Source organism: Acinetobacter sp. G11 (assembly GCF_049808495.1).
Lineage (GTDB): Bacteria > Pseudomonadota > Gammaproteobacteria > Pseudomonadales > Moraxellaceae > Acinetobacter > Acinetobacter kookii.
Genome location: NZ_JBNCAT010000006.1, coordinates 62,190 through 85,046, shown reverse-complemented (window position 1 = coordinate 85,046; position 22,857 = coordinate 62,190). Strand labels below are relative to the sequence as shown.

Here is a 22,857-nt window from a genome sequence, read left to right as displayed (position 1 = left end):
ACTGAAACTCTCACATGGCTAAAAACATTCGTCCCTATTTAGATATTGCACCGCAGATTGATGACTCATGTTATGTCGATGACATGTCTGTCGTGATTGGCGATGTGAAACTTGCGGAAAACGTTTCGGTGTGGCCGTTTGCCGTGATTCGTGGTGATGTCAATCATATCCGTATTGGTAAAAATTCCAATGTGCAAGATCATGCCATGCTGCATGTCAGCCATAAAAAAGCCGATAAACCTGAAGGTTCACCGTTAATTATTGGTGAAGATGTGACCATTGGCCATCATGTGACTTTACATGGCTGTAGCATTGGCAATCGGGTATTGGTGGGGATCAACACCATCGTTTTAGATGATGTCATTATTGAAGACGATGTAATGATTGGCGCAGGCTCTTTGGTACCATCGCGTAAACGTCTGGAAAGTGGCTATTTATATGTGGGCAGTCCGGTACAGAAAGTTCGTCCACTTACAGAGAAAGAAAAAGAATTTTTGCCTTATTCAGCGAGACATTATGTGAAAGTGGCAGGGAATTATAAATAGAGCATCAGGATGCTGCGTTTATTAATAAAAAAGTACAATCCATTTCAAAAGTAAAAAACATTCAGTGCTATAATTTAATAGTGCCATCTATAAAAATACGCATAACAAAGCTACATCGTGTCATCAATATGATGTAGCTTCAATATTATGATTTAGCTATACAAGTGGCTTACAAATCTCTTGTCTGAATGTGACCGAATGAATCAAAGCCAAATGCTCCAATTGCACATTGAGCGTGATCTTGTCTCTATAGAGACGAATTTTAACATCTTCCGTAGATTGAAACTCTTCCAGAATGTGTTTGCTTGGCTCATAGCCCCAATATTTATGTGGCACAAAGTAGTCCATATTAATCACACGCATTGGCATAAGTCCAAAACTGCCGAGTGTGTTGTCTTCTTTGTCTCTTAAATCCATTTTAAAGCAAACACGTGGGCGGTTAAGATCTGGCCCAATCACAGCCTTATAGTTCAATTTATTAACAGCACCTTTATAGAGTACGGTCGATTTCACCACTTTGGCTCTTTGTTGATTACGTTTAATGGCACTACGCTTCATAAATAGTTCAATATCTTGCACCTCAAAAGTATAGCCATCACGATCTTGATCGATTTTTTTACCGCCCACTTTAAAATAAAAACCATTTTTCATCATGTCATCTGTAATGGCTTTAAACACATCGATATATTTACTTTCTTCGCTAATCAAGCTTTCTACGTTTAAGCTGTTTTTAATTTCAATTTTTTGCTCGTTGGCAAATGCCAATGTACTACACGTCATAATTGAAGCTAAGCTTAATGGTTTGATCATCTTATTTCCTCTTAATTAAAAAAATCATCATTGCCTAAACTTAAACCATCCTCTTTTTTCTTTACTGTTGCAGATGGTTGTGGTTTTTCAATCTTTGGCTGTATAGGTACAGTTTGTGCTTCAACCGTTGGTGCCGTATCAGTGGTTGCTGTCGTTGCTACGTCCGCTGTCATGTTGATCACATCAGCAGCGGTGTTTGCATGTTTATCTGAGTCATCTACATGTATTTGGTGTTGATCTCGTTCCTGTTGACGAACACCCTGTTCATTCAATTCATTTTCACTTGGTTCATCATATAAATCAGGTGGAAGTTGAACCTCCTCTGCACTTTCATCAAAGCCATACGCTGCATAAGGATCATCAAGATAATCGCTTTGCGTATGGTTCTTTTGATACACATAAAAAGCTATAACGAATCCTATTACACACAAAACCAATAAGATGCGTTTCCGTTTTTTTGATGCATGCGCTATAGCTTCTTGCTTGAGCTTTTCTTCTGCCTCTTTTGCTAGACGTGCTGCTTTGGCTCGACGTTGATCTTCTTCTTCACGTAAGCGTTGCTTTCGAATCGACTCTTTAATCTGTTCATCACGTTGGGCTTTGGCTTGACGTTCTTTTTCGAGTTGTTCTTCGTATTCACGTTTATGCTTTTCAAATTCTTTATCACGCCAAGCACGTTCACGTGCTTTGCGCTCAGCCTCTTCCCGTTCACGTTTGCGTTGTGCTTGTTGTTCTTTACGGTATTGTTCTCGGCGTCGTTCTTTGCTCTGTGATTCTTGCTGTTGGCGTTGCGATTGTTCTTGTTTTTCTTGCTGTGCTTGCGCTTGTCGATCACGTTCAGCTTGTTCACGTTTTTCACGCTCGGCATTGGCTTGGTGTTGACGCTTAGCTTGTTCCTGTTTTTCTCGTTCGGCTTGCTCGGTTTGTTGACGTTTTTTACGTGCAGCTTGTTCTGCCTGTTCACGTTGTCTACGTTCAGCTTCTTGCTGTTGACGGGCTTTAAATTGCTGGAATGAATAAAGTGCAGCGTCGTATTCTTCACGCTTTTCATCATTGAGCAATACATCTTTAGCTTCATTTAGCAGTTTCATCATTTCTTCTGCTTCATGACTATTACCTTGATGGCGATCAGGGTGATATTTAAGAGCTAGTTTTCGATACGCCTTTTTAATTTCTTGGCTAATTTCATTGTTATCAACACCCAATAAATCATAAAAATCAATCATTAAAAAAATAAATTATAAATATAAAAGTATTCCAATTATAATGATTTATCCACAAAATTTACTATCTTTTTCATATTTTTTTAATCCTAGATAACGTAATTGAGTCATAGAATAAGCTTCTGACACAGTTCAATGTTCATCAAGTACAGTGGCCTTTTTGATTCTAAAATGAGTTAATCATTTTTCTAATACACAAAGAAATCCCCTCCCGTCATAGCCACCACGCGCTAAATTTTGTAGAATACCCCTTTTATCCCATGGTGCTTTTCTATGACCGCTTGGACTGCCCACGTTACCGTCGCCACTGTTATTGAAAAAAATGGAAAATTCCTTTTTGTTGAAGAACATACTCAAGGGGTAACGCATACTGTATTTAACCAGCCTGCGGGTCATGTCGAATGTGGCGAAACGCTTATACAGGCAGCCATTCGTGAAACCATGGAAGAAACCGGGCATGAAGTAGAAATTACAGACCTGCTTGGCATATATACCTATACTCCCCCAATGTTCCCTGACCGTACCTATTTCCGTTTCTGCTTCTTGGCTAAAGATCTGCATCATCATGCAGAGGCAAAACTGGATACTGGAATCGTGGGTGCCGTCTGGATGACATTGGACGAACTGGAAGAATCTGCACGCGCACGTAGTCCTTTGGTGATTAAAGCCGTCAAAGATGCCTTATCCGGTCAAAGATATCCTTTATCGCTCGTTTACGAGCACCAAAACTCTCCCCTATTTACAACTTTGGATGCTTAATCCTATGCAACAACGTGTCATCGTCGGTATGTCTGGTGGTGTAGATTCATCTGTGTCTGCAGCACTTCTTCTTCAACAGGGTTATCAGGTTGAAGGTCTTTTCATGAAAAACTGGGAAGAAGATGACGGCACGGAATATTGCACGGCCATGGAAGACCTTGCCGATGCGCAAGCCGTGTGTGAAAAAATTGGCATCAAACTGCATACCGCCAATTTCGCCATGGAATACTGGGATCGCGTGTTTGAGCATTTTCTGGCTGAATATGCGGCTGGCCGTACGCCCAACCCAGACATTTTATGTAATAAAGAAATTAAATTCCGTGCCTTTTTAGACCATGCCGTGAATTTGGGTGCAGACTTTATTGCCACTGGTCATTACTGCCGTCGCGGTGAAACCATGACCAACTCGCGTGGTGAAGAATACGCCCCTTTGTTACGCGGATTTGACCAAAACAAAGACCAGACTTATTTCCTGCATGCCGTACATGGCCGGGAAATTAACAAGACCTTGTTCCCTGTCGGTGAAATTGAAAAGCCACAAGTGCGTAAAATTGCTGAAGAGCTGGGTCTGGCAACTGCCAAGAAAAAAGACTCCACCGGAATCTGCTTTATTGGCGAACGCCGTTTTAATGACTTTTTAAAACAATATCTTCCAGCCCAACCCGGAAAAATTTTACTGGATACCGGCAAAGAGGTTGGTGAACATCACGGCTTAATGTACTATACGCTCGGTCAACGCGGCGGCATCGGCTTAGGCGGTCTGAAAGGCGAAGCTGAAGGCGCATGGTTTGTGCTTTATAAAGATATTGAAAACAATCGCCTTGTTATTGGTCAGGGTCATGAGCATCCACTGATGCAAAGTACTATACTTTGGAGTGAAGCGATTGATTGGGTCGCCGGCGAGCAGGATATTCCGGCAACAGGTTTCCGTTGTACGGCTAAAACCCGTTATCGCCAGCCAGATCAGGCTTGTGTCATTTATAAAGATGCCGATATGCCAAATGGCGTACGTGTTGAATTTGACGAACCGCAACGTGCGGTGACTCCAGGACAAAGTGTAGTGTTCTACGCAGATGAAGTTTGTTTAGGTGGCGGTGTGATTCATCATACCAATGCACCAAAACCTGATTTTATTTAAAAAGGAAGCGATAGGCATGGCTGAGTTACCCTTTCAACAGCCTCGGACTTTGAATGTACGTCAGAACCGTGCTTTGGCGTTGGCAGCTGTGTTCCAGTCGACACAGCTGACCCATATGACAGCCATGTCAGGACAACACAGTATTGGTGAAAATGGCAGCTTCTATTTAGAACAACTGATTAAGGCCAGCCTGAATATCCGTCCTACTTCCAATGAATCCTGTCAAACCCTAGACTTTTTTAATCAACTGGCCGATATTTCCCTCGGTTTAAAAACCTTAGAAAGCAGCATTACCCAACCCTTTAATCCTTCTCCCAAGTCGCGTTTGCCGAAATTTTCCAACGCCAAGCTGCCGATGAGCTATGCCATGGCACTGTTGCAGTTAGAGAAAAAAGTCTATAGCAATCCAAAATTTGTTGAAATTATTGAACAATCACAACAAAAAATTCTCAAACAGCTGTCTTTTTTCGATAATAACTATCTGCATCCCAGCATTATTGCCAACCTTGCCCAAACCTATATAGACACTGCCGGACAGATTAATCCGCGGATTATGGTCAAGGGCAATGCCGAAGCATTTAAAGATAGTGCACATACCAACCGAATTCGCGCTTCCCTGTTTACTGGCCTGCAACTGGCGCACTTATGGCGTCAGCTAGGTGGCAGCTCATGGGGCATGATTTTTAGCAAGCGCAAACTACTCCAGGATATTCAAGATCTTGCCCGTTTACAGTATCAGGTGGTTTAACCTGATCATGAACGAATTTTTATTATTCGCTTTACGTTTAATTCCAAAGTTTAAGGAATCGCTATGAACGCTTTAACCGCACTTTCTCCATTAGATGGACGTTACGCCAGCAAATGTGATGCTTTGCGTCCTTTCCTCTCTGAGTTTGGTTTAATCCACGCTCGTGTGACTGTTGAAGTTCGCTGGTTACAAGCGCTTGCAAACCGTCCTGAAATCACTGAAGTTCCTGCTTTCAGCGCAGAAACCAATGCTGCACTTGATGCGATTGTGGCCAACTTCTCTGAAGACAATGCCAACCGCATTAAAGAAATTGAACGTACCACCAACCATGACGTTAAAGCAGTTGAATATTTTCTTAAAGAACAGATTGCTGATATCGAAGAATTGAAAAATGCCGGTGAATTCATTCACTTCGCATGTACTTCTGAAGACATCAACAACCTGTCTCATGCATTGATGCTGAAAAATGGTCGTGAAGTACTGGTTGCTGCAATGCAGCAAATCATCGACTCAATCGTTGCTTTGGCTGAACAACACGCTGAACAGCCAATGTTGTCTCGTACCCACGGTCAAACTGCCAGCCCAACCACTTTGGGTAAAGAAATGGCAAACGTGGCTTACCGTTTAGCGCGTCAAATCAAACAGTTCAAACAGGTTGAACTTCTAGGTAAAATTAACGGTGCTGTAGGTAACTACAACGCACACTACTCTGCTTACCCGGAAATCAACTGGCCTGCACATTCACAAGCATTTGTTGAATCTTTAGGTTTGACTTTCAACCCGTACACCACTCAAATTGAACCGCATGACTACATGGCGGAACTGTTTGATGCGTTACGTCGTTTCAACACCATCCTGATCGACTTTAACCGTGACGTTTGGGGTTACATCTCGCTTGGTTTCTTCAAACAACGTTTGAAAGAAGGTGAAGTGGGTTCTTCAACCATGCCGCATAAAGTCAACCCGATCGACTTCGAAAACTCTGAAGGTAACCTGGGTATTGCCAATGCAGTTCTTGCACACTTGGGCGAAAAACTTCCTATTTCTCGCTGGCAGCGTGACTTAACTGACTCGACTGTACTTCGTAACATGGGTGTCGGTTTTGCACAAAGCTTGATCGCCTTCGAAGCTTGTTCTAAAGGTATTGGCAAACTTGAATTGAATGCTGACCGTATTCTGGAAGATCTGGATCACGCTCAAGAAGTGCTTGCTGAACCAATTCAAACGGTAATGCGTCGTTATGCAGTTGAAAAACCATATGAAAAACTGAAAGCACTGACTCGTGGTCAGGCCATGACTCGCGACATGATGGTGAACTTCGTGAATGGTAACGAGTTAGAAGCCGTTCCTGCTGCTGACCGTGCCCGTCTTGCGACAATGACACCTGCAACTTATACAGGTAATGCGTCAACTCAAGCGAAACAGATTAAAGATTTAATCTCAAAAATTTAATTCGAAATAAATCTAAAAAGCGAAGCTTCGGCTTCGCTTTTTTATTAGAATAGAATCTGTTGATAATTCATCTATGTTTATAACTACATAAGTCATTGATAAAATTTCAGCACTCCCAATAAAACTTTGCCAATACAAGAAATAATGATTGAACATCAATTAAGCATTAAACACTGGCTTGCACTGGCAGTGATCACGGTTGCGATCATCATCGCCAGTATTCGTCCTTTAGAATTTGAAGCATATCTACTGCATCAAGCCGGCACCGTGTTTATGCTTGTGCTGTTATTGTTTACCCAAAAAAAAATTGGCATGAGTTTTTATAGTTTTGTGCTCTATCTCTTTTTTTTGCTGATCCATATTATCGGCGCACATTACCTCTATTCCTATGTCCCCTATAACGAATGGCTGATTCAGCTGTTCGGCTTTGACCTCAATCAATCGATGGGCTGGTCACGCAATATGTATGACCGTCTGGTGCATCTTGCCTGCGGTGTACTGCTCTACCCGGTGTTACTTCGATTGTTTCAGGTGTGGCTGCCTGAAGCTAAACCCTTCATGCTATTTTTATTGGTGGTTCAATTTATTATGGCCACCAGTTTAATTTATGAATGGCTTGAATGGCTGATTGCGATTGGTTTATCCCCCGAGGAAGCGGAAAATTATAATGGGCAGCAGGGAGATATGTGGGATGCACATAAAGACATGCTGCTTGCAACAGTCGGCGCAGCAGGCTATGGCCTGCTTGATCTGTGCTACTCTCGCAAAAGCTTAGCTAAAATACCACAGCCAGAAAGCGACCAGCATGCCTAGTGACAGGACTGACGCAAACAGGGTGAACCATGAATGGGGATCTTCGCCCCAGAACATACGCTTTGCCAGCCATTTTTTAAGCAGAACACTGTTCAATGTCAGCGCTGCCAAATGCAATAACACACTGGTTAAAAACAGGTTGGCGAATAGTTCATGTACTTCTTTTAAACTGTGGCTATGCGTATAGTCAGTAAAAAATCCGGCCAGCACAGTTAAAGGCAACAAGCAAAAAATACCCAGGATACTGAGCTGAAACAGACTGGAACTGGCTGCTTTTAAAAATGCGGGTGAAACCCATTGCTGCGGCTGCGCCCCATAACGCGTTACAAATGGCTTGATTACATTTAAACGACGGCTTATTCCTGAAGGCTGGGTATGGGCCAGTCGAGGAGCGAAAAACTGCCATAAAACTCTTAATATCAGGCTAATACCGAGTGTATAGCCAAATGCCATATGGATGTGATGCCATTCTTCTATATCCCCGGTGAGATAAGCCCCGGTAAAACTCAAAATAATAACAATATGCAGAAATCGGATCAGCAAATCTGTTGAAGAGTTCGTCGTATGATGAAGCATAAAAAAACCTGTGCTCATTTATTTTAATGCCATCATAAAAGATCAAGCTGAATCGGAGATTAATATCCAGTCAAAAAAATTGCGCTCATCAGAGCGCAATTTTAAAATAGCCCAACGAATTTCAATTAAAGCTTAGGATCTCGCATTTGAACCAAGCCAGCATTTGCCTTGCTCAAAGTTTCCATGACTTTATTCATCACGGCCGGCACCAGACCATCTGCCATTTGTGCGGCTTGTAAACCCAGTTTTTCACCCAATGTCGGTTTACGGCGAGTTTCAATCACAAAGACTTCGTGCTGCGCTAACAAGCCGAGTAAATACTCATCCGAAGTTTGCAGCTTATCTACCAGGTTGAGTTCAAGCGCGTCTTTTCCATACCAGTGTTCACCTGTCGCCACTTTCTCAACATTCAGTTGCGGGCGGTATTTTTCTACAAAGTGTTTAAACAGCTCATGCGTCTGCTGTAACTCTTCTTCAAATTTGGCTTTACCTTCTGCGGTATTTTCACCAAACATGGTCACGGTACGTTTAAACTGGCCTGCGGTATAAAGCTCAAAGTCGATATGCTTTTCTTTCAGCAAGCGGTTAAAGTTCGGTACCTGTGCAACCACACCAATGGAACCGACCACGGCAAATGGAGCAGAGACAATTTCATTGGCAATGCAAGCCATCATGTAACCGCCACTGGCTGCGACTTTATCGACACAAATCGTCAGGTTAAAGCCGGCATCACGCAAACGCACCAGCTGGGCAGCCGCCAGGCCATAGCCATGCACCATACCGCCCGGGCTTTCCAGACGTACCACAACACGGTCACGCCCTGCTTTTGCAGTGGCTAAAATCAGGGTAATTTCTTCACGCAAGTTTTCTACGGCAGAGGCTGCTGTGTCACCCTTGAAATCGAGTACATAAATTTTTTGATTGTTCTTTTTACGTAAGCGTGCTTCTTTTGAAAGCTGCTGGGCAAGATGCAATAGTTCCAGTTTAGATGCAGTCGCTTGTGCAATTTTTTTACGTTGTTCATTTACACGTGCGTTTAAATGGCTAATACGAATTTCAGCGGGTAATTTGGGGGTGTGAAATAACATACAGATACAGACTCATTTAATTCATATTTATCTTGCATAAGATGTGGGCAATCACACAAAAATTCAATTTATATTTTGCAAATAATAAACTTCTTTCATAAATCATTTTAGAAACTAAGAACTGTTCGTAAAGCTGAAATTGAAAATAGATTTTTAGTCGAGATTAGATTCATGAGTGTGGCATGGATGCCACACGTTTCCCATCGACAAGGATGTCGTGTATGGGAAACAAAAGGTTTTTGTCTACTTTTGACCTTTCAAAAGTAGAGAGATTGCCTACGAGAAGGTACAAAATTAAATCAGTCAAATGAGGCCGTGCTGATTTAAAAAAATCTAATATTGAATATTTTTTGATTTATAAAAGGAATCTAATGATCATTATCTATAAAAGAAAACCAGATCTTTCCAACTTCACCCCCAACACACAAATAAAAAAGAGCCTTACGGCTCTTTTTAAATTTGGTGTTCAGATTAACCAAAACGACCGGTAATATAGGCTTCAGTCAATTGATGGTCTGGCTGGGTAAAGACTTTTTCAGTTGAATTGACTTCAATCAAGTCACCTAAATGGAAATAGGCAGTACGGTCAGATACACGCGCAGCCTGTTGCATCGAGTGAGTTACAATCGCAATGGTATATTGGGTTGAAAGCTCTGAAATCAGTTCTTCAATTTTGGCCGTTGCAATCGGATCCAGCGCCGAACATGGTTCATCCATCAGAATGACTTCCGGACTGACCGCAATGGTACGCGCAATACATAAACGTTGCTGCTGACCACCCGAAAGACCTGTACCCGGTTGGTTCAAACGGTCTTTGACTTCATTCCACAGCCCCGCTTTATGCAGGCTATTTTCCACAATTTCTTCCAGGTCATATTTATCACGCGCCAAACCATGCAGTTTAGGGCCATATGCCACGTTGTCAAAAATTGATTTCGGGAATGGGTTCGGTTTCTGGAACACCATACCAACTTGTGCACGCAGTAAAACCACGTCCAGATTCGGGTCATAGATATCCTGATTATCCAGCATCACCTTACCGGTAACACGACAGCTATCAATGGTGTCGTTCATACGGTTTAAGGTACGCAGGAAGGTTGACTTACCACATCCCGATGGACCAATAAAGGCAATCACTTCATTTTCATAGATATTGATGTCAATACCTTTAATGGCTTCTGCTTCGCCATAATAAACATGGACATCTGAAGTACTTATCTTAACATTCGACGTTTCATTTTCTTTTTTCGTTGAAGCATGAGTATCGAATTGAGAAACAAATGAAGTACCAGGATGTTTTTGATCGACTTCAGGAGCTGTAAACTGTTTCTGTTCTGGATTCACGGATTCATCCTGTTCTAAGGAATTTGCTTGTGTCATATCTGTTACAGTATTCATATATTGTCCTCACCTTACCAGCGTACTTCAAATTTCTTACGTAACCAGATGGCAAGGCTGTTTAGTCCAACCATCAGCGCCAGTAAGACAATAATTGCGGCAGCAGTACGTCCTTCAAAGAAGTTACGCAATTCGTTACCCTGCCATAAGAAAATTTGTACCGGTAATGCAGTGGATTGATCGAGTGGCGATGTTGGCACACTGGCCACGAATGCGCTCATCCCAATCAGAAGTAAGGGTGCGGTTTCACCGAGTGCTTGTGCTACCCCAATAATGGCACCGGTTAAAATACCCGGAAGTGCCAAAGGCAGCACATGATGGAATACCGTTTGTACACGGGAAGCGCCTAAACCCAATGCCGCCTGACGAATCGATGGTGGCACGGCTTTTAGTGATGCACGAGTGGTAATAATTACGGTTGGCAAGGTCATCAGGCTCAGAACCAGACCACCGACCAATGGTGCAGAAAGAGGCAAATGCATCCAGCCAATAAAAATCGCGGCACCGAGCAAACCGAAGACAATCGAAGGAACGGCTGCCAGGTTATTGATATTCACTTCAACAACATCGGTAATCCAGTTTTTAGGCGCAAATTCTTCAAGATAAATGGCTGATGCCACACCTATCGGAATCGAGATAAAAATCACGATCAGCATCATGAACAATGAGCCCATGAATGCACCCGCAAGACCGGAAGTTGCAGGTGAACTGCGTGAGTCAGGCGTGGTAAAGATATTGGTATTGAAAGTATTTTCAATCACACCTTTGGCTTTTAAATCATCGGCAAGCTGGCGAGTTTCAGGACTCAGCTGTTGCTGGTCATCAGGCAAACTGCGGTCAATATTACCTGCTAGCCATACGTCGACATTGGCATCGGCTAAAATTTTGATCTCTTCTTTTTTGCCAATCAGCGTTGGATCGGCCAATACCATATCACGCAGGCGATAGGCTTCTGAACTGGTATACAGAGCAGATAACTCATCACGCTTTGATGCACTTGAAGGGTCTTTTGCAATGATGCCATTGACGATCAGTGCATCCCAATCCACCATACCCATTTCGGTTTGCCAGGCAATGATACGCTCTTCAAACTGGGCTGGAGATTCACCCTCTTTCGAGGTAGGTTTGGCACCTACCTGAATGATGGCCGGATCGAAATAGACCGGTACAGAAATACTGCTTTGCCAGAAAGCAGGTAAGCCTTTCGCTAAAATACTTCCGAATAAAAGCACCACAAAGAACAGACCTGTCACAACTGCAGAAAAGCCCATAATACGGAATGTCTTTTCTTTACGATGACGTTTCGCTAAAGAACTGGCAATTTTCTGTTTACGTTTTTCGCGTAATTCAGCTGCAGCCTGTGGGTCAAGGCTTTGCCCCATAGAAGATGTATTTGATGTACTCATTCGTATTGCTCGCGATATTTACGCACGATATACAGTGCAACAATGTTTAAACCTAACGTAATCACAAACAGCGTTAGACCTAATGCAAAGGCAACCAAAGCTTGCGGGCTGGCAAAGTCGGTATCGCCGGTTAACTGGTTCACAATGGTAATGGTGACTGTAGATACGGCTTCTAGCGGATTGACGTGCAGTAATGGACTGTTCCCTGCTGCCAGAACCACAATCATGGTTTCACCAATCGCACGTGAAGCAGCAAGCAGGAATGCGCCAATAATACCCGGGAGTGCAGCCGGCAGGACCACCTGACGAATGGTTTCAGATTTGGTTGCACCTAAACCTAATGAACCGTCGCGTAGCGCACGTGGTACCTGGGTAATAATGTCATCCGACAGTGACGACACGAACGGGATAATCATGATGCCCATGACAAAACCGGCAGTTAAGGCACTGGTTGCATTAATGTGCAGTCCAATGCTTTCGCCAAGTAACTTGAAAAATGGACCAATGACCATCAATGCAAACACGCCATATACAATGGTTGGAATACCGGCTAAAACTTCAATGGCAGGTTTGGCCCAGGCACGAAAACCTGATGGTGCATATTCAGCCAGATAGATGGCAATCATCAGTCCAACAGGAACCGCAACCAATAAGGCGATTCCGCTCACCATGAGGGTTCCCCAGATTAATGGCACCAGGCCATAACTGCCCTCTGCATTTCCGGAAGTACTAAACCCAGGATTCCATTCCGTACCAAAAAAGAAATCGATCGGACTGACAAAATGGAAGAAGCGCATGGCTTCGCTAAACATTGAAAGCACAATGCCGATAGTGGTTAGGATTGCCACACCAGAGCATAGCGCCAAGCCCCAATTAATAATTTTTTCAACCTGGTTACGGGCACGATATTGCTGGGCAATGCGCTTTTTAGCCATCACCAGACCCGCCAGGGCGGCACAGATCACCAAAGCCAATTTGGCAAAGGAACTAATGGTTTCAATTTTTGCGAGTTGCTGTGCCGCTGCAATTTCATAAGCCGCAGCTTGATCACTCACACCAAAACCTGAAGCAATCGCTTGAACACGATCAATGAGCACTTCTATGCCCGCACGATCCAATGTGGCTGCAACATTTGCAGGCACATTATTTAACACCACATGTCGCAGAATATTCGGTTCGACAATATTCCAAACCAGTAAAATTAAAAAAGCAGGGATACCACACCATAAAGCCACCAGCGCCCCATAATAGCCAGGACGAGAGTGTAATTTTGCAGTGTTATTTCCCTTACCTGCTAGGTTACGGCTTTTCGATAACCCGATTTGATAGGCGATGGCGATCAATGCCAATAACACACCCATAAGTAGCAGATTCATGTATTCTCCAGCATTTTTCAATTTTCATGCTTTGAAAAACTTGTCTATGCAAAAAAGCCGAAGGTAGAAATAATTCTACCGTCAGCTCATTCAACCTAATTACTTAACCGCTTTACCGGCTTTCAAATTTGCAAGAATTTTGGCACGTTCTTTATCTGACATAGAAATCAGACCCGCTTTTTCCAGTTTAGAGCCTTTACCTGAAACTTTCTTATTCAGGAAGTACTCAGAATACTGTTGTAAGCCTTTGATTGATTTAAGATGCTCACCTTTCACGTAGAAGTACAATGGACGTGATACCGGATAAGAACCATTCAGAATGGTTTTCTCTGATGGAGTCACATTGTTTACTGTAGCAACACGCAATTTGTCACGATTTTGATCATAGAAACCTAAACCAAACACGCCTACCGCACTTGGAGAAGTTTTTAAACGTGCCAGTGTTTCAGTGTAATCACCAGAAATTTCAATTACTTTTCCATCTTTACGGAAAGTCGAACATGCTTTCTTCTGTGCATCTTTGTCTAAATTTTTGAAATATGCATAAGATTCGCAACCTGCTTCAACCATTTTTTCCTGGAACACTTCACGTGTACCGTGGTTAGAAGCCGGAATTACCAAAGTAATCGGTTCATTTGGAAGTGCTTTGTCAATTTGGTTCCAGCGTGTATACGGGTTTGGAACCAGTTTACCTTGTGAAGGCAACTCTGCTGCCAATGCAGCAAATACATGTTGTGGACGCAGTTTATAAGCTGCTTTCTTTGAGTTAGACGCAAATACAATACCGTCATAACCCACTTTAATTTCAATCACCTGGTTTACGCCAGCTTTTTTACATGCCGCCAATTCAGTATCTTTGATTTTACGAGAGGCATTGGCGATGTCGATGGTATTGTCACCTACACCCTGACAGAATTGTTTTAAACCGCCAGATGTACCACCAGAACCAACAACCGGTGCTTTAAATTGCGGGAAAGTATTACCAAATTCTTCTGCTACAATACTCGCGTATGGCAAAACAGTCGAAGAACCAGCAATCTGGATGGTGTCACGAGCTGCATTTGCGGTTGTTGCTACAGCTGCCCCTGAAACTGCTAAAGCAAGTGCGATATGGTTTAAGCGCATTCTTTTCTCTCTTCAATAGATGCAATTTTGAAGTACGCTACTTTTTATAAAGTTTTGTACTTATTTCGATGATTGCATTTTGATTTTAGAATATGACAATCAAGTTACAGCATTGTGACGCTTTTATGATAATTCCTTTCTTTTGTAGGATTTTTAAAAATACCTTTTAAATTCAATAATTAAAAATCTATCAAAAATATTATTCAGGGATTATTTTTAACTGTAAATTTGTAATAATTCTTAAATCTGTCATTTTCTCATGTCTTCTTTTTCTACTTGCAGAGTGTTTATTCTATGATCAGACAATAAAAATCTTCTATTTCTGGATTTCTTTTCTATCTGTATCAGGCTTTCACGTTCCTCTCTCAAAGTTATACTGCGCTAATTTTTACCACCACTTGTCTAAAGCTTTGAAATTTCATAGAACATGGTGTTGTCACATAATCAAAAATAAATAATGACAGTGATATGACCATAAACAGTAAAACAATTAAAAAACAGTAAAACAATTAAAAATTTTAATCCTGATTGACCCGTTCACATGGCCTTTAAAAAAAATGTCTGGCAGTTGCTTGTAGAATACGGGTATCAGAAAGGGTTTAGCCTGTAGGTTGCAGCTCGAATTTCAAGCAAAAATTTACAACCACCTATCTCTCAATCGGATCATTTGACGTGGCTGTCGCCGCGGCATTAAGAAAGAAGAATATCCCTTCTGTAGCGAAAAGGATTTTTGTTTATCTTGCGGAATATATTCCTCATCCCTGAAAATTAAGACTCAACCTGCACAATATTATTGATACCGCCTAACTCAATGAGATCGCATAACCTTAAGTATAAAAAAAGGAGACCGTATGGTCTCCTCCTTTCCCACAGACAATCAATTAATCAATTGCAGGTGTATAAGTACCGTCCGCGATTGGACCTTTGATACGGTCAGCTTCTGCAAGCACCAGTGCAAGCAGGTTCTTTACGTTTTCTAAAGTCGCCACCGGGCTTAAAGTAGTCATTTTCAAGGATTGAACCTGACCCACTTTCGTTACGCCAATGTTCGCTTCACCACGTGCAAACAGTTCGTCCGCAACGTTCTGGTTCAGTGTATCCAACAATTCTACTGGGTAGCCTGCCGGTACTACACGGAACAAGACCGAAGCAAATTGCGGTTCAACCAGAAGCTCCAGACCGTCAGTCGCTTTGATGTAATCAGCAACATCACGGGTCAGTTTCACGCCATGATCGATCATGGAACCGTAAAGCTCTTCACCCAATGCTTCTACCGTCATCCAGAGTTTTAACGCGTCAAAACGACGAGTCGTTTGTAATGACTTGGACACCAGGTTCGGCACACCATGTTCTTCATCATAAGCAGAGTTCAAGTACTCAGCTTCATAATGCATGAAACGGTAGTTGGCTTCGTCTTTCAACAGGAACGCGCCACATGAAATGGTCTGGAAATAATGTTTGTGGAAATCAAGCGTCACGGAATCAGACAGCTCAATACCATCAAGCATAGAACGATAGTCATTCGACAAAATCAGTGCACCACCCCAAGCTGCGTCAATGTGCATCCACGCGCCGTATTTGTTGGTGATTTCACGAATCTGTTTGAGTGGATCAATCGCACCCGCATCGGTCGTACCTGCAGTAGCAACCACACATGCCACGATCTTGCCTTCAGACTGAAGGTGAGCCATGGTTTTTTCCAGTGCGTCTACATCCATCTGTGCATTTTCGTTCACAGGAACAGTGACTACAGACTGGAAGCCCATGCCCATCATCGCCATGTTCTTTTGCACAGAAAAGTGTGCATTTTCAGAACAGATGACTTTAACATTACGCATAGCATCCGCAGGAATACCATCGCGCTGAACAGACCACGGATTGCCGTTTTCGTCTTTCCAGTTTTTCGCGATACAGGCATCACGCGCAAGCAGCACACCCATCAGGTTCGACTGGGTACCGCCAGAGGTGAATACACCTGCCTGACCTGAACCATAGCCGACTTTTTGACGCAGCCAGTCAATCAACTGCACTTCCATCAATGAACCGGCCGGGCTTTGATCCCAAGAGTCCATAGACTGGTTGGTTGCGTTAATCAATACTTCTGCAATCTGGCTTGCCACCATGGTTGGGCAATGCAAATGTGCTAACGAGTGCGGATGATGAACCTTTAAGCTTTTGTTCAAGAAAAGCTCAACCATACGTTCAAGCGACTTGTGTAGACCCATCCCTTCTTTTGAAGGATGAAATGCAATTGCACTGCGCAGCTCTTTAATGCTGCCGCCGGTGTACATTTTGTCGTTTTGCAACCATGCAGAAACGGCTTTTACCGCTTCGTCCATTGCTGACTGATAGTCAGCAATAGAACCTGCATCATTGCAGAATAACGCTTTACGGTGTTCTGCAAAATCTACCATGCCTTAAGCACCTCGAACTGCAACAAGCGCTTCAGCGATTGCTTTCTTAAAGCGGACAATCACTTCAACACATTCGTCTTGCGTGATGATAAGCGGGCAAAGTAAACGGATCACTGTACCGTTACGGCCACCTTTCTCAAGCAACAGCTTGTTGTCGAAACATGCAGCCTGAATAGCAGCAGCCAATTGAGAATCACCCGGTAATGAACCCATGTGATCTGCTTTTTGGCGTTCGTCAACGATCTCGATACCGATCATCAGACCACGGCCACGCACGTTACCGATACATGGGAATTCCACTGCCAATTTTTTCAATTCAGCTTGCAGGAAATCACCACGCTCTTGCGCATTTTGTGCAAGATTTTGTTCTTTGATGGTTTTGATCGTTGCAAGACCTGTACCCATCGCCAATTGGTTACCACGGAAAGTACCGGTGTGACCTGCTGGCTGCCAGGCATCAAATTTGCGTTTAATACCCAGTACTGCAAGCGGCAAGCTACCACCGACTGCTTTAGACATCACCACTACGTCAGGTTCAATACCCGCATGTTCAAAGGCAAACATTTTGCCTGAACGTCCAAAGCCTGCTTGAACTTCGTCAAGAATCAACACGATATTGTGTTTTTCAGTCACTTCACGGATTTTCTTCAACCATTTAACCGGTGCTGTAACCACACCGCCTTCACCTTGAATCGCTTCAAGAATCACAGCTGCCGGCTTGGTTACGCCGCTTTCTACATCTTCAATGAAGTTTTCGAAATAATAAGTCAAGGCATCAACACCCGCTTCACCGCCAATGCCTAACGGGCAACGGTATTCATGCGGATATGGCATAAACTGTACACCTGGCATCAAGCCATTGACTGCATTCTTCGCAGACAGGTTACCCGTCATGGCCAAAGAACCGTGTGTCATACCGTGATAGCCACCTGAGAAGCTGATCACCGAGCTACGACCGGTATAGGTTTTTGCTAACTTAATCGCTGCTTCTGTACCGTCTGCACCAGACGGGCCACAGAACTGCAGGCAATACTCTTCCTTCCCACCAGGAAGTTGTTCAAGTAATGCTTCAGTAAATGCATCTTTTAAAGGTGTCGTTAAATCTAAAGTATGTAATGGCAAACCACTCGCTAGAGTGTCCTGAATACTTTGAATTACCGCAGGATGATTATGGCCTAAAGCCAATGTTCCTGCCCCAGCTAAACAATCGAGGTACTCTGTACCTTCAACATCAGTAACCCAACAACCTAAGGCTTTTGCTATCGCTAACGGCAATTTGCGTGGATAGCTACGAACATTGGATTCCATCTGGCTTTGGCGAGTCAAATAGTATTCGTTAGTAGACTTAGTGGCAGGATTTACAGAAGAAACGCTCATATCGAATTACCATCTCTGATATGGGTTGAAAGAAATAAGTCGGGTGACTTGTGGTCCTTTGACTCGGTGCTTTATAGAATCTAGTTTGACGACTTGATTTATACATCATAACTAAACGGCGGATGATACAGAATTTTTCAATAAAATAAACAAGTTTTATGACTTTATCTGTCCAAAACCGATCAAAAAAATATATCAAGCCAAATCTTAGATTGAATTATCATCTTACAGTGTGACAGACTAAAGAAAACCTTATTTTTATACTTTTTTTATGCAAAAGATTGAATTAACGTAATCGCTTAATTTTTATAAAATTAAGTATTTAATTTTTAAATGTTTTCTTGAGAAGTCATTCTTGATAAAAGAAATAAAATAGAAATGAAATCATTTACAATCTTGACACAAAGTCTACAAAAAATCCTCATGAAGTAGCGATACCATGCCTATCAGAGGCTGAACTTTTCTTTACAAAAAAATAGGTAAAAATAATGCGATATTTAACTCTCCCCTCCCTGGTATTTGCCAGCCTGCTTTCAACCGCTGCCTTTGCTCAGCAGGCAGAACCACTGAACTATAATTTAGTCAACGTACAGGCTGAGGCAACGCGCCAGATTTCCAATGATGAAATGCATGCGGTTTTATATATTGAAAGAAGCAAGAAACAGCCAGCAGAACTTTCTGCACTCATCACACAGCTCATGAACCAAGCCATTGCAGCGTCGAAAAAATACCCGCAAGTGAAAGTCGAAACGGGTACACAGAGCACTTATCCTGTGTATGACAATGACATCCAGAAATTGAAAGAATGGCGTGGCCGGGCTGAAATTCGTTTAGAAAGTACCGACTTTAAAGCCGTCAGCCAGTTAATCAGCGAATTGCAGCAAGATTTCCAGACCCAGTCGATTGAATTTACCGTTTCCGATGCAAAGCGTAAAAAAGTGGAAAATGAATTGATGGTGGAAGCCTCAAAAAACTTCCAGCAACGTGCACAAATGTTGACTTCAGCATGGAATAAATCCAGTTATAATCTGGTGAACCTCAACCTGAATACCAATAACTATTACCCACAACCGGTGATGATGCGTGCCAATATGGCGAAATTTGCCGGTGCTGAAGCCGCAGATGCGCAAAATGTTGCTGCTGGTGAATCAAAAATTACAGTCAATGCCAATGGTTCAATTCAGTTTAAATAATTAAATGATGATTTAAATAAAAACCGTGTGCATACACGGTTTTTTAATGAGTTAAATGGGCGATTTGGAACAATATAGCGACAATCCTGTCGAAGGTTTCATTTTATTTTTTTGTAAAATCATCCTATCTTTCAGCTTTTATTTCTCCTCACTGTCCCATGTCCCTTGAAAGTTTAAATCTTGATCTGTTTAGCATCCTGAACGTGCCTGAACAGGCTTCCCCATTGATGATGCACTTTGCCACTTTTGTCGCCCATGATTTAGTCTATCTGCTAATTACCTGCTTTGCCTTGTTTTGGTTTTATGGTCATCAAAATTCAAAAGCCCTGATTCTAAAAGCCTTTATCTTTTGCTGCGTCGCTCTCTCAATCAGTGAAGTAGCATCTTACCTGTTCAATACCCCACGTCCTTTTGTGATGCATGTCGGTCAGACTTTAATTGCACACGAAGCAACAGGTTCATTCCCCAGCAATCACATGACCATTTTTAGCAGTATTGCATTTGCCTATTATTTTTCGGCGCGACGGGATATTGGCAGGTTTTTGCTGGCAGTCGCCTGGCTGGTGGCATGGTCACGGATTTATGTAGGTGTGCATTTCCCGGTTGATATGGCCGGTGCCTTTATTTTGTCGTGGGCTGTGAATTTTACTGGTTTAAAATTATGGAATCATTACCAAACAAAACTGATGTGTCGGGTCATGTTCCTCTATGAAAAATTATTTAGCGCACTAATTCAACGTGGTTTAATTAAATAAGCAATTAAAAAATATATAAAAAATCCCGCTCTAAAGCGGGATTTTTTGAATCTATAAAACTTAATAGATCGCCATATGGTTACGGTGAATCATTTCAAGTGAACGTGCTTCACCTAACACCTGATGCACCTTATCCGATGCCAGACCTTTGACAATTTCAGCTGAACGCGAACTGAAGTTGACGCGACCGACAGCAATGCGATGCCCCTCTTGGTCCACACACTCCACTACATCACCACGTTCAAAGTGACCTTCCACCGCTTTTACCCCGACAGGGAGCAAGCTGCGGTGATTGTCTTTAATCGCTTTGACCGCACCATCATCCAGCACCAGACGACCCGCTGTTTGTAAATGTGCCGCCAGCCATTGCTGATGTGCGGTAATGCGGTCATTGTCGGTAATAAACAAGGTTCCCAGCAACTCACCCGACATTAAACGCGCCAGGACATTGTCGCTTTCACCGCTGGCAATCAGGGTTGGACAGCCCGATTTTGCCGCCAGACGCGCAGCACGGACTTTGGTCAGCATACCGCCACGACCAAACTTGCCGCCACCACCTGCCATATCGAACAGGCTTTCATCCAATGCACGCACGGTATGGAACAGTTTGGCATTTGGATTAGAACGCGGGTCGGAGTCAAACATGCCTTGCTGATCGGTCAGGATAATCAGCAAATCGGCATGCACCTGTCCGGCGACCATCGCAGCCAGGGTATCGTTATCACCAAAGCGGATTTCATCGGTCGAAACCGTGTCATTTTCATTGATCACCGGAATTACATGCCAGTCAATCAGGTGCTGCAAGGCATCACATGAATTGAGATAGCGACGGCGGTCTGCCAGGTCATCATGCGTTAACAAAACCTGCGCCGTTTGAATGGAATGGTTTTCCAATACACTCGACCAGGTTTGAATCAGACCCATTTGACCAATGGCAGCACAGGCCTGAAGACTGGGTAGATCGGTGGGTCGATTCTCAAGTTTCATTCGAACCATACCTTCAGCCACAGCTCCGGAAGACACCAGAATAATCTCATGCCCTGCATTGTGCAGATCTGCAATCTGTTTCGCCCAATGCGAAATTGCATCCAGATCTAAGCCTGTTCCGTTTGCTGTAAGTAAAGATGATCCGATTTTAACAACGATTCGTTTACAAGCCTTGAGCTGACGTTGCCCATCTACCACTTCTATCATCTTGTCCTCAGTTACTCATATTTCAGAGCTTAACGTACGTAATACGACTCTGCTTCATCTTCGCCATCTTCATCATCTTCGTCATCACCAAGAATACCGGCAAGACGTTGCTGACGACGCATCTCACGATACGCTTCTTTTGCAGCGATGGTTTGTTCACGTGTTTCAGCTTCAAGCTGGTCACGGAATGCTTTTACTTGTGCTGCGTATTCCGGATCTTCAGCTTCGAGTTCACGCTGTTTCTCGATTTCATCCATCAGGTAATACACAACTTCTTTGGTCCCTTCAGACATTAAGCCCGAAGTCTTGAATACCGGACCAGTCCACTGCATTTCCTCAAGAAGATGGTTACACCATTCTTCACGCGTCTCTTCAGGTAACTGGTCAACCTTGTTCAGCACCAGTACCACTGGCAATTTAGAAAGCGTTGGGGAGAATTTTTTCAACTCATTCAAAATTGCTTTGGCATTGTACGCCGGATCTGAACCGTCAATCGGCTGTACATCGACAATGTGCAACAAGATACGGGTACGTGCCAGATGCTTAAGGAAACGAATACCCAGACCCGCACCTTCAGATGCACCTTCAATCAGTCCTGGAATATCGGCCATCACGAATGAACGGTGACGGTCGGCATCTACCACGCCCAGATTCGGTACCATGGTGGTAAATGGATAGTCTGCAACTTTTGGTTTTGCGGCAGAAACTGCACGAATAAAGGTCGATTTACCTGCGTTAGGCATCCCGAGCAAGCCAACATCCGCCAATACTTTAAGTTCTAAACGCACTTCACGGAATTCACCTTTGGCACCGTGGGTACATTTACGTGGTGAACGGTTGGTCGAAGATTTAAAGTGTGTATTCCCTAAACCGCCCTCACCGCCAGCTGCCACCAATACACGCTGACCATCCGCAACCAGGTCACCGATAATATCACCAGATTCCGTATCGACAATGGTGGTTCCAACCGGAACCAGCAATACGGTGTCTTCACCGCCACGGCCTGCACAGTTTGCACCGCGACCATTTTTTGCACGTTCTGCACGGAATTTACGTGTATAACGATAATCTACAAGGGTACTGGTGTCGTCGTCGGCCTGAATATAAATGCTACCGCCACGACCACCGTCACCACCATCTGGACCACCAAATGGTACGAACTTTTCACGGCGAAAACTGGCTACGCCATTGCCACCGTCGCCAGCCTCTACGGTAATGACTGCTTCATCAACAAAGCGCATGCTGCCAATCCTCTAAAAACTTTAAAACCCCATATTCTGCCATATTTTAAAGCATTTCTCGAATATATTTATTCAGCACTTTATGAAGATGACTGAATTCAGTCTTATTTTATAAACATGCGTTGAAAAGCTGATGCTGTCCGATCTTTTTACAAAGCCATTATTTTCCGACCCTTAATATAAATTAATGATCACATGATTGATTTTACTTATTTCAGAATCTGAA

20 protein-coding genes are annotated in these 22,857 nt (G+C 43.1%); 8 read left to right on the top strand and 12 right to left on the bottom strand.

The window, feature by feature from the left end; all coding sequences use genetic code 11:
- Positions 1-14 precede the first annotated feature (14 nt).
- Positions 15-545, top strand: a complete 531-nt coding sequence (locus ACPUEY_RS04355; protein ID WP_425121261.1) for a gamma carbonic anhydrase family protein — start codon at positions 15-17, stop codon at positions 543-545.
- A gap of 156 nt (positions 546-701) precedes the next feature.
- Here the strand turns inward: ACPUEY_RS04355 and ACPUEY_RS04350 are convergent, their stop codons facing one another.
- A complete protein-coding gene (locus tag ACPUEY_RS04350) occupies positions 702-1,355 on the bottom strand; it encodes a hypothetical protein (RefSeq protein WP_425121260.1) in 654 nt (217 codons plus the stop codon).
- 11 nt (positions 1,356-1,366) lie between these two features.
- A complete protein-coding gene (locus ACPUEY_RS04345; RefSeq protein WP_092818555.1) occupies positions 1,367-2,581 on the bottom strand; it encodes a DnaJ domain-containing protein in 1,215 nt (404 codons plus the stop codon).
- Positions 2,582-2,851: 270 nt separating this feature from the next.
- On the opposite strand from ACPUEY_RS04345, the gene ACPUEY_RS04340 reads away from it, so the two are divergent.
- From ACPUEY_RS04340 to ACPUEY_RS04320, 5 genes are all read left to right on the top strand, one after another.
- Entirely contained in the window at positions 2,852-3,337 is a 486-nt protein-coding gene (locus ACPUEY_RS04340; protein WP_425121259.1) for an NUDIX hydrolase, read from the top strand.
- A gap of 4 nt (positions 3,338-3,341) precedes the next feature.
- Entirely contained in the window at positions 3,342-4,475 is a 1,134-nt protein-coding gene (gene mnmA / locus ACPUEY_RS04335) for a tRNA 2-thiouridine(34) synthase MnmA (protein ID WP_425121258.1), read from the top strand.
- Positions 4,476-4,491: 16 nt separating this feature from the next.
- The gene (gene hflD / locus ACPUEY_RS04330) at positions 4,492-5,223 is read left to right on the top strand and encodes a high frequency lysogenization protein HflD (protein WP_086195683.1); all 732 of its coding nucleotides are present in this window, start codon (positions 4,492-4,494) and stop codon (positions 5,221-5,223) included.
- A gap of 63 nt (positions 5,224-5,286) precedes the next feature.
- A complete protein-coding gene (gene purB, locus ACPUEY_RS04325; protein ID WP_092818558.1) occupies positions 5,287-6,675 on the top strand; it encodes an adenylosuccinate lyase in 1,389 nt (462 codons plus the stop codon).
- A 144-nt stretch (positions 6,676-6,819) separates the two neighbouring features.
- On the top strand, positions 6,820-7,488 hold the full coding sequence (locus tag ACPUEY_RS04320; protein ID WP_131273358.1) for a DUF2238 domain-containing protein: 669 nt from the start codon (positions 6,820-6,822) through the stop codon (positions 7,486-7,488).
- Here ACPUEY_RS04320 and ACPUEY_RS04315 read toward each other — a convergent pair.
- The 8 genes from ACPUEY_RS04315 to ACPUEY_RS04280 form a co-directional block, all read right to left on the bottom strand.
- A complete protein-coding gene (locus ACPUEY_RS04315) occupies positions 7,447-8,064 on the bottom strand; it encodes a cytochrome b/b6 domain-containing protein (RefSeq protein ID WP_425121257.1) in 618 nt (205 codons plus the stop codon). The two genes, ACPUEY_RS04320 and ACPUEY_RS04315, sit on opposite strands and share 42 nt — an antisense overlap.
- Positions 8,065-8,189: 125 nt before the next feature.
- Positions 8,190-9,152: a protease SohB gene (sohB, locus tag ACPUEY_RS04310; protein WP_261182915.1), complete on the bottom strand. Its 963-nt coding sequence runs from the start codon at positions 9,150-9,152 to the stop codon at positions 8,190-8,192.
- Positions 9,153-9,623: 471 nt separating this feature from the next.
- Positions 9,624-10,550 carry a phosphate ABC transporter ATP-binding protein PstB gene (pstB, locus tag ACPUEY_RS04305; RefSeq protein WP_092818562.1) on the bottom strand — a complete coding sequence of 309 codons (927 nt, stop codon included), beginning with the start codon at positions 10,548-10,550 and terminating at the stop codon, positions 9,624-9,626.
- A 14-nt stretch (positions 10,551-10,564) separates the two neighbouring features.
- The gene (pstA, locus tag ACPUEY_RS04300; RefSeq protein ID WP_425121256.1) at positions 10,565-11,956 is read right to left on the bottom strand and encodes a phosphate ABC transporter permease PstA; all 1,392 of its coding nucleotides are present in this window, start codon (positions 11,954-11,956) and stop codon (positions 10,565-10,567) included.
- The gene (gene pstC, locus ACPUEY_RS04295; protein WP_425121255.1) at positions 11,953-13,332 is read right to left on the bottom strand and encodes a phosphate ABC transporter permease subunit PstC; all 1,380 of its coding nucleotides are present in this window, start codon (positions 13,330-13,332) and stop codon (positions 11,953-11,955) included. The genes pstA and pstC overlap by 4 nt, the downstream gene beginning before the upstream one ends.
- Positions 13,333-13,431: 99 nt before the next feature.
- Positions 13,432-14,457: a substrate-binding domain-containing protein gene (locus ACPUEY_RS04290; protein ID WP_092818565.1), complete on the bottom strand. Its 1,026-nt coding sequence runs from the start codon at positions 14,455-14,457 to the stop codon at positions 13,432-13,434.
- A gap of 881 nt (positions 14,458-15,338) precedes the next feature.
- Positions 15,339-16,871: a pyridoxal phosphate-dependent decarboxylase family protein gene (locus tag ACPUEY_RS04285; RefSeq protein WP_092818567.1), complete on the bottom strand. Its 1,533-nt coding sequence runs from the start codon at positions 16,869-16,871 to the stop codon at positions 15,339-15,341.
- Positions 16,872-16,874: 3 nt separating this feature from the next.
- Positions 16,875-18,248, bottom strand: a complete 1,374-nt coding sequence (locus ACPUEY_RS04280; protein ID WP_425121254.1) for a diaminobutyrate--2-oxoglutarate transaminase — start codon at positions 18,246-18,248, stop codon at positions 16,875-16,877.
- A gap of 488 nt (positions 18,249-18,736) precedes the next feature.
- Between ACPUEY_RS04280 and ACPUEY_RS04275 the strand changes: the two genes are divergently transcribed.
- Complete coding sequence (locus tag ACPUEY_RS04275) at positions 18,737-19,441, top strand: SIMPL domain-containing protein (RefSeq protein ID WP_425121253.1); 705 nt, start codon at positions 18,737-18,739, stop codon at positions 19,439-19,441.
- A gap of 158 nt (positions 19,442-19,599) precedes the next feature.
- On the top strand, positions 19,600-20,196 hold the full coding sequence (locus ACPUEY_RS04270; protein WP_261182580.1) for a phosphatase PAP2 family protein: 597 nt from the start codon (positions 19,600-19,602) through the stop codon (positions 20,194-20,196).
- Positions 20,197-20,256: 60 nt separating this feature from the next.
- Here ACPUEY_RS04270 and proB read toward each other — a convergent pair whose 3' ends face one another.
- A complete protein-coding gene (proB, locus tag ACPUEY_RS04265; protein ID WP_131273367.1) occupies positions 20,257-21,390 on the bottom strand; it encodes a glutamate 5-kinase in 1,134 nt (377 codons plus the stop codon).
- A 29-nt stretch (positions 21,391-21,419) separates the two neighbouring features.
- Positions 21,420-22,631 carry an Obg family GTPase CgtA gene (gene cgtA / locus ACPUEY_RS04260; RefSeq protein WP_092818571.1) on the bottom strand — a complete coding sequence of 404 codons (1,212 nt, stop codon included), beginning with the start codon at positions 22,629-22,631 and terminating at the stop codon, positions 21,420-21,422.
- Between the last annotated feature and the right edge of the window lie 226 nt (positions 22,632-22,857).

Bases quoted from the DNA above. Each gene is read 5' to 3' on its own strand.
- ACPUEY_RS04355 (WP_425121261.1), top strand. From the start codon at position 15: ATGGCTAAAAACATTCGTCCCTATTTAGATATTGCACCGCAGATTGAT.
- ACPUEY_RS04350 (WP_425121260.1), bottom strand. From the start codon at position 1,355: ATGATCAAACCATTAAGCTTAGCTTCAATTATGACGTGTAGTACATTG.
- ACPUEY_RS04345 (WP_092818555.1), bottom strand. From the start codon at position 2,581: ATGATTGATTTTTATGATTTATTGGGTGTTGATAACAATGAAATTAGC.
- ACPUEY_RS04340 (WP_425121259.1), top strand. From the start codon at position 2,852: ATGACCGCTTGGACTGCCCACGTTACCGTCGCCACTGTTATTGAAAAA.
- mnmA (WP_425121258.1), top strand. From the start codon at position 3,342: ATGCAACAACGTGTCATCGTCGGTATGTCTGGTGGTGTAGATTCATCT.
- hflD (WP_086195683.1), top strand. From the start codon at position 4,492: ATGGCTGAGTTACCCTTTCAACAGCCTCGGACTTTGAATGTACGTCAG.
- purB (WP_092818558.1), top strand. From the start codon at position 5,287: ATGAACGCTTTAACCGCACTTTCTCCATTAGATGGACGTTACGCCAGC.
- ACPUEY_RS04320 (WP_131273358.1), top strand. From the start codon at position 6,820: ATGATTGAACATCAATTAAGCATTAAACACTGGCTTGCACTGGCAGTG.
- ACPUEY_RS04315 (WP_425121257.1), bottom strand. From the start codon at position 8,064: ATGCTTCATCATACGACGAACTCTTCAACAGATTTGCTGATCCGATTT.
- sohB (WP_261182915.1), bottom strand. From the start codon at position 9,152: ATGTTATTTCACACCCCCAAATTACCCGCTGAAATTCGTATTAGCCAT.
- pstB (WP_092818562.1), bottom strand. From the start codon at position 10,550: ATGAATACTGTAACAGATATGACACAAGCAAATTCCTTAGAACAGGAT.
- pstA (WP_425121256.1), bottom strand. From the start codon at position 11,956: ATGAGTACATCAAATACATCTTCTATGGGGCAAAGCCTTGACCCACAG.
- pstC (WP_425121255.1), bottom strand. From the start codon at position 13,332: ATGAATCTGCTACTTATGGGTGTGTTATTGGCATTGATCGCCATCGCC.
- ACPUEY_RS04290 (WP_092818565.1), bottom strand. From the start codon at position 14,457: ATGCGCTTAAACCATATCGCACTTGCTTTAGCAGTTTCAGGGGCAGCT.
- ACPUEY_RS04285 (WP_092818567.1), bottom strand. From the start codon at position 16,871: ATGGTAGATTTTGCAGAACACCGTAAAGCGTTATTCTGCAATGATGCA.
- ACPUEY_RS04280 (WP_425121254.1), bottom strand. From the start codon at position 18,248: ATGAGCGTTTCTTCTGTAAATCCTGCCACTAAGTCTACTAACGAATAC.
- ACPUEY_RS04275 (WP_425121253.1), top strand. From the start codon at position 18,737: ATGCGATATTTAACTCTCCCCTCCCTGGTATTTGCCAGCCTGCTTTCA.
- ACPUEY_RS04270 (WP_261182580.1), top strand. From the start codon at position 19,600: ATGTCCCTTGAAAGTTTAAATCTTGATCTGTTTAGCATCCTGAACGTG.
- proB (WP_131273367.1), bottom strand. From the start codon at position 21,390: ATGATAGAAGTGGTAGATGGGCAACGTCAGCTCAAGGCTTGTAAACGA.
- cgtA (WP_092818571.1), bottom strand. From the start codon at position 22,631: ATGCGCTTTGTTGATGAAGCAGTCATTACCGTAGAGGCTGGCGACGGT.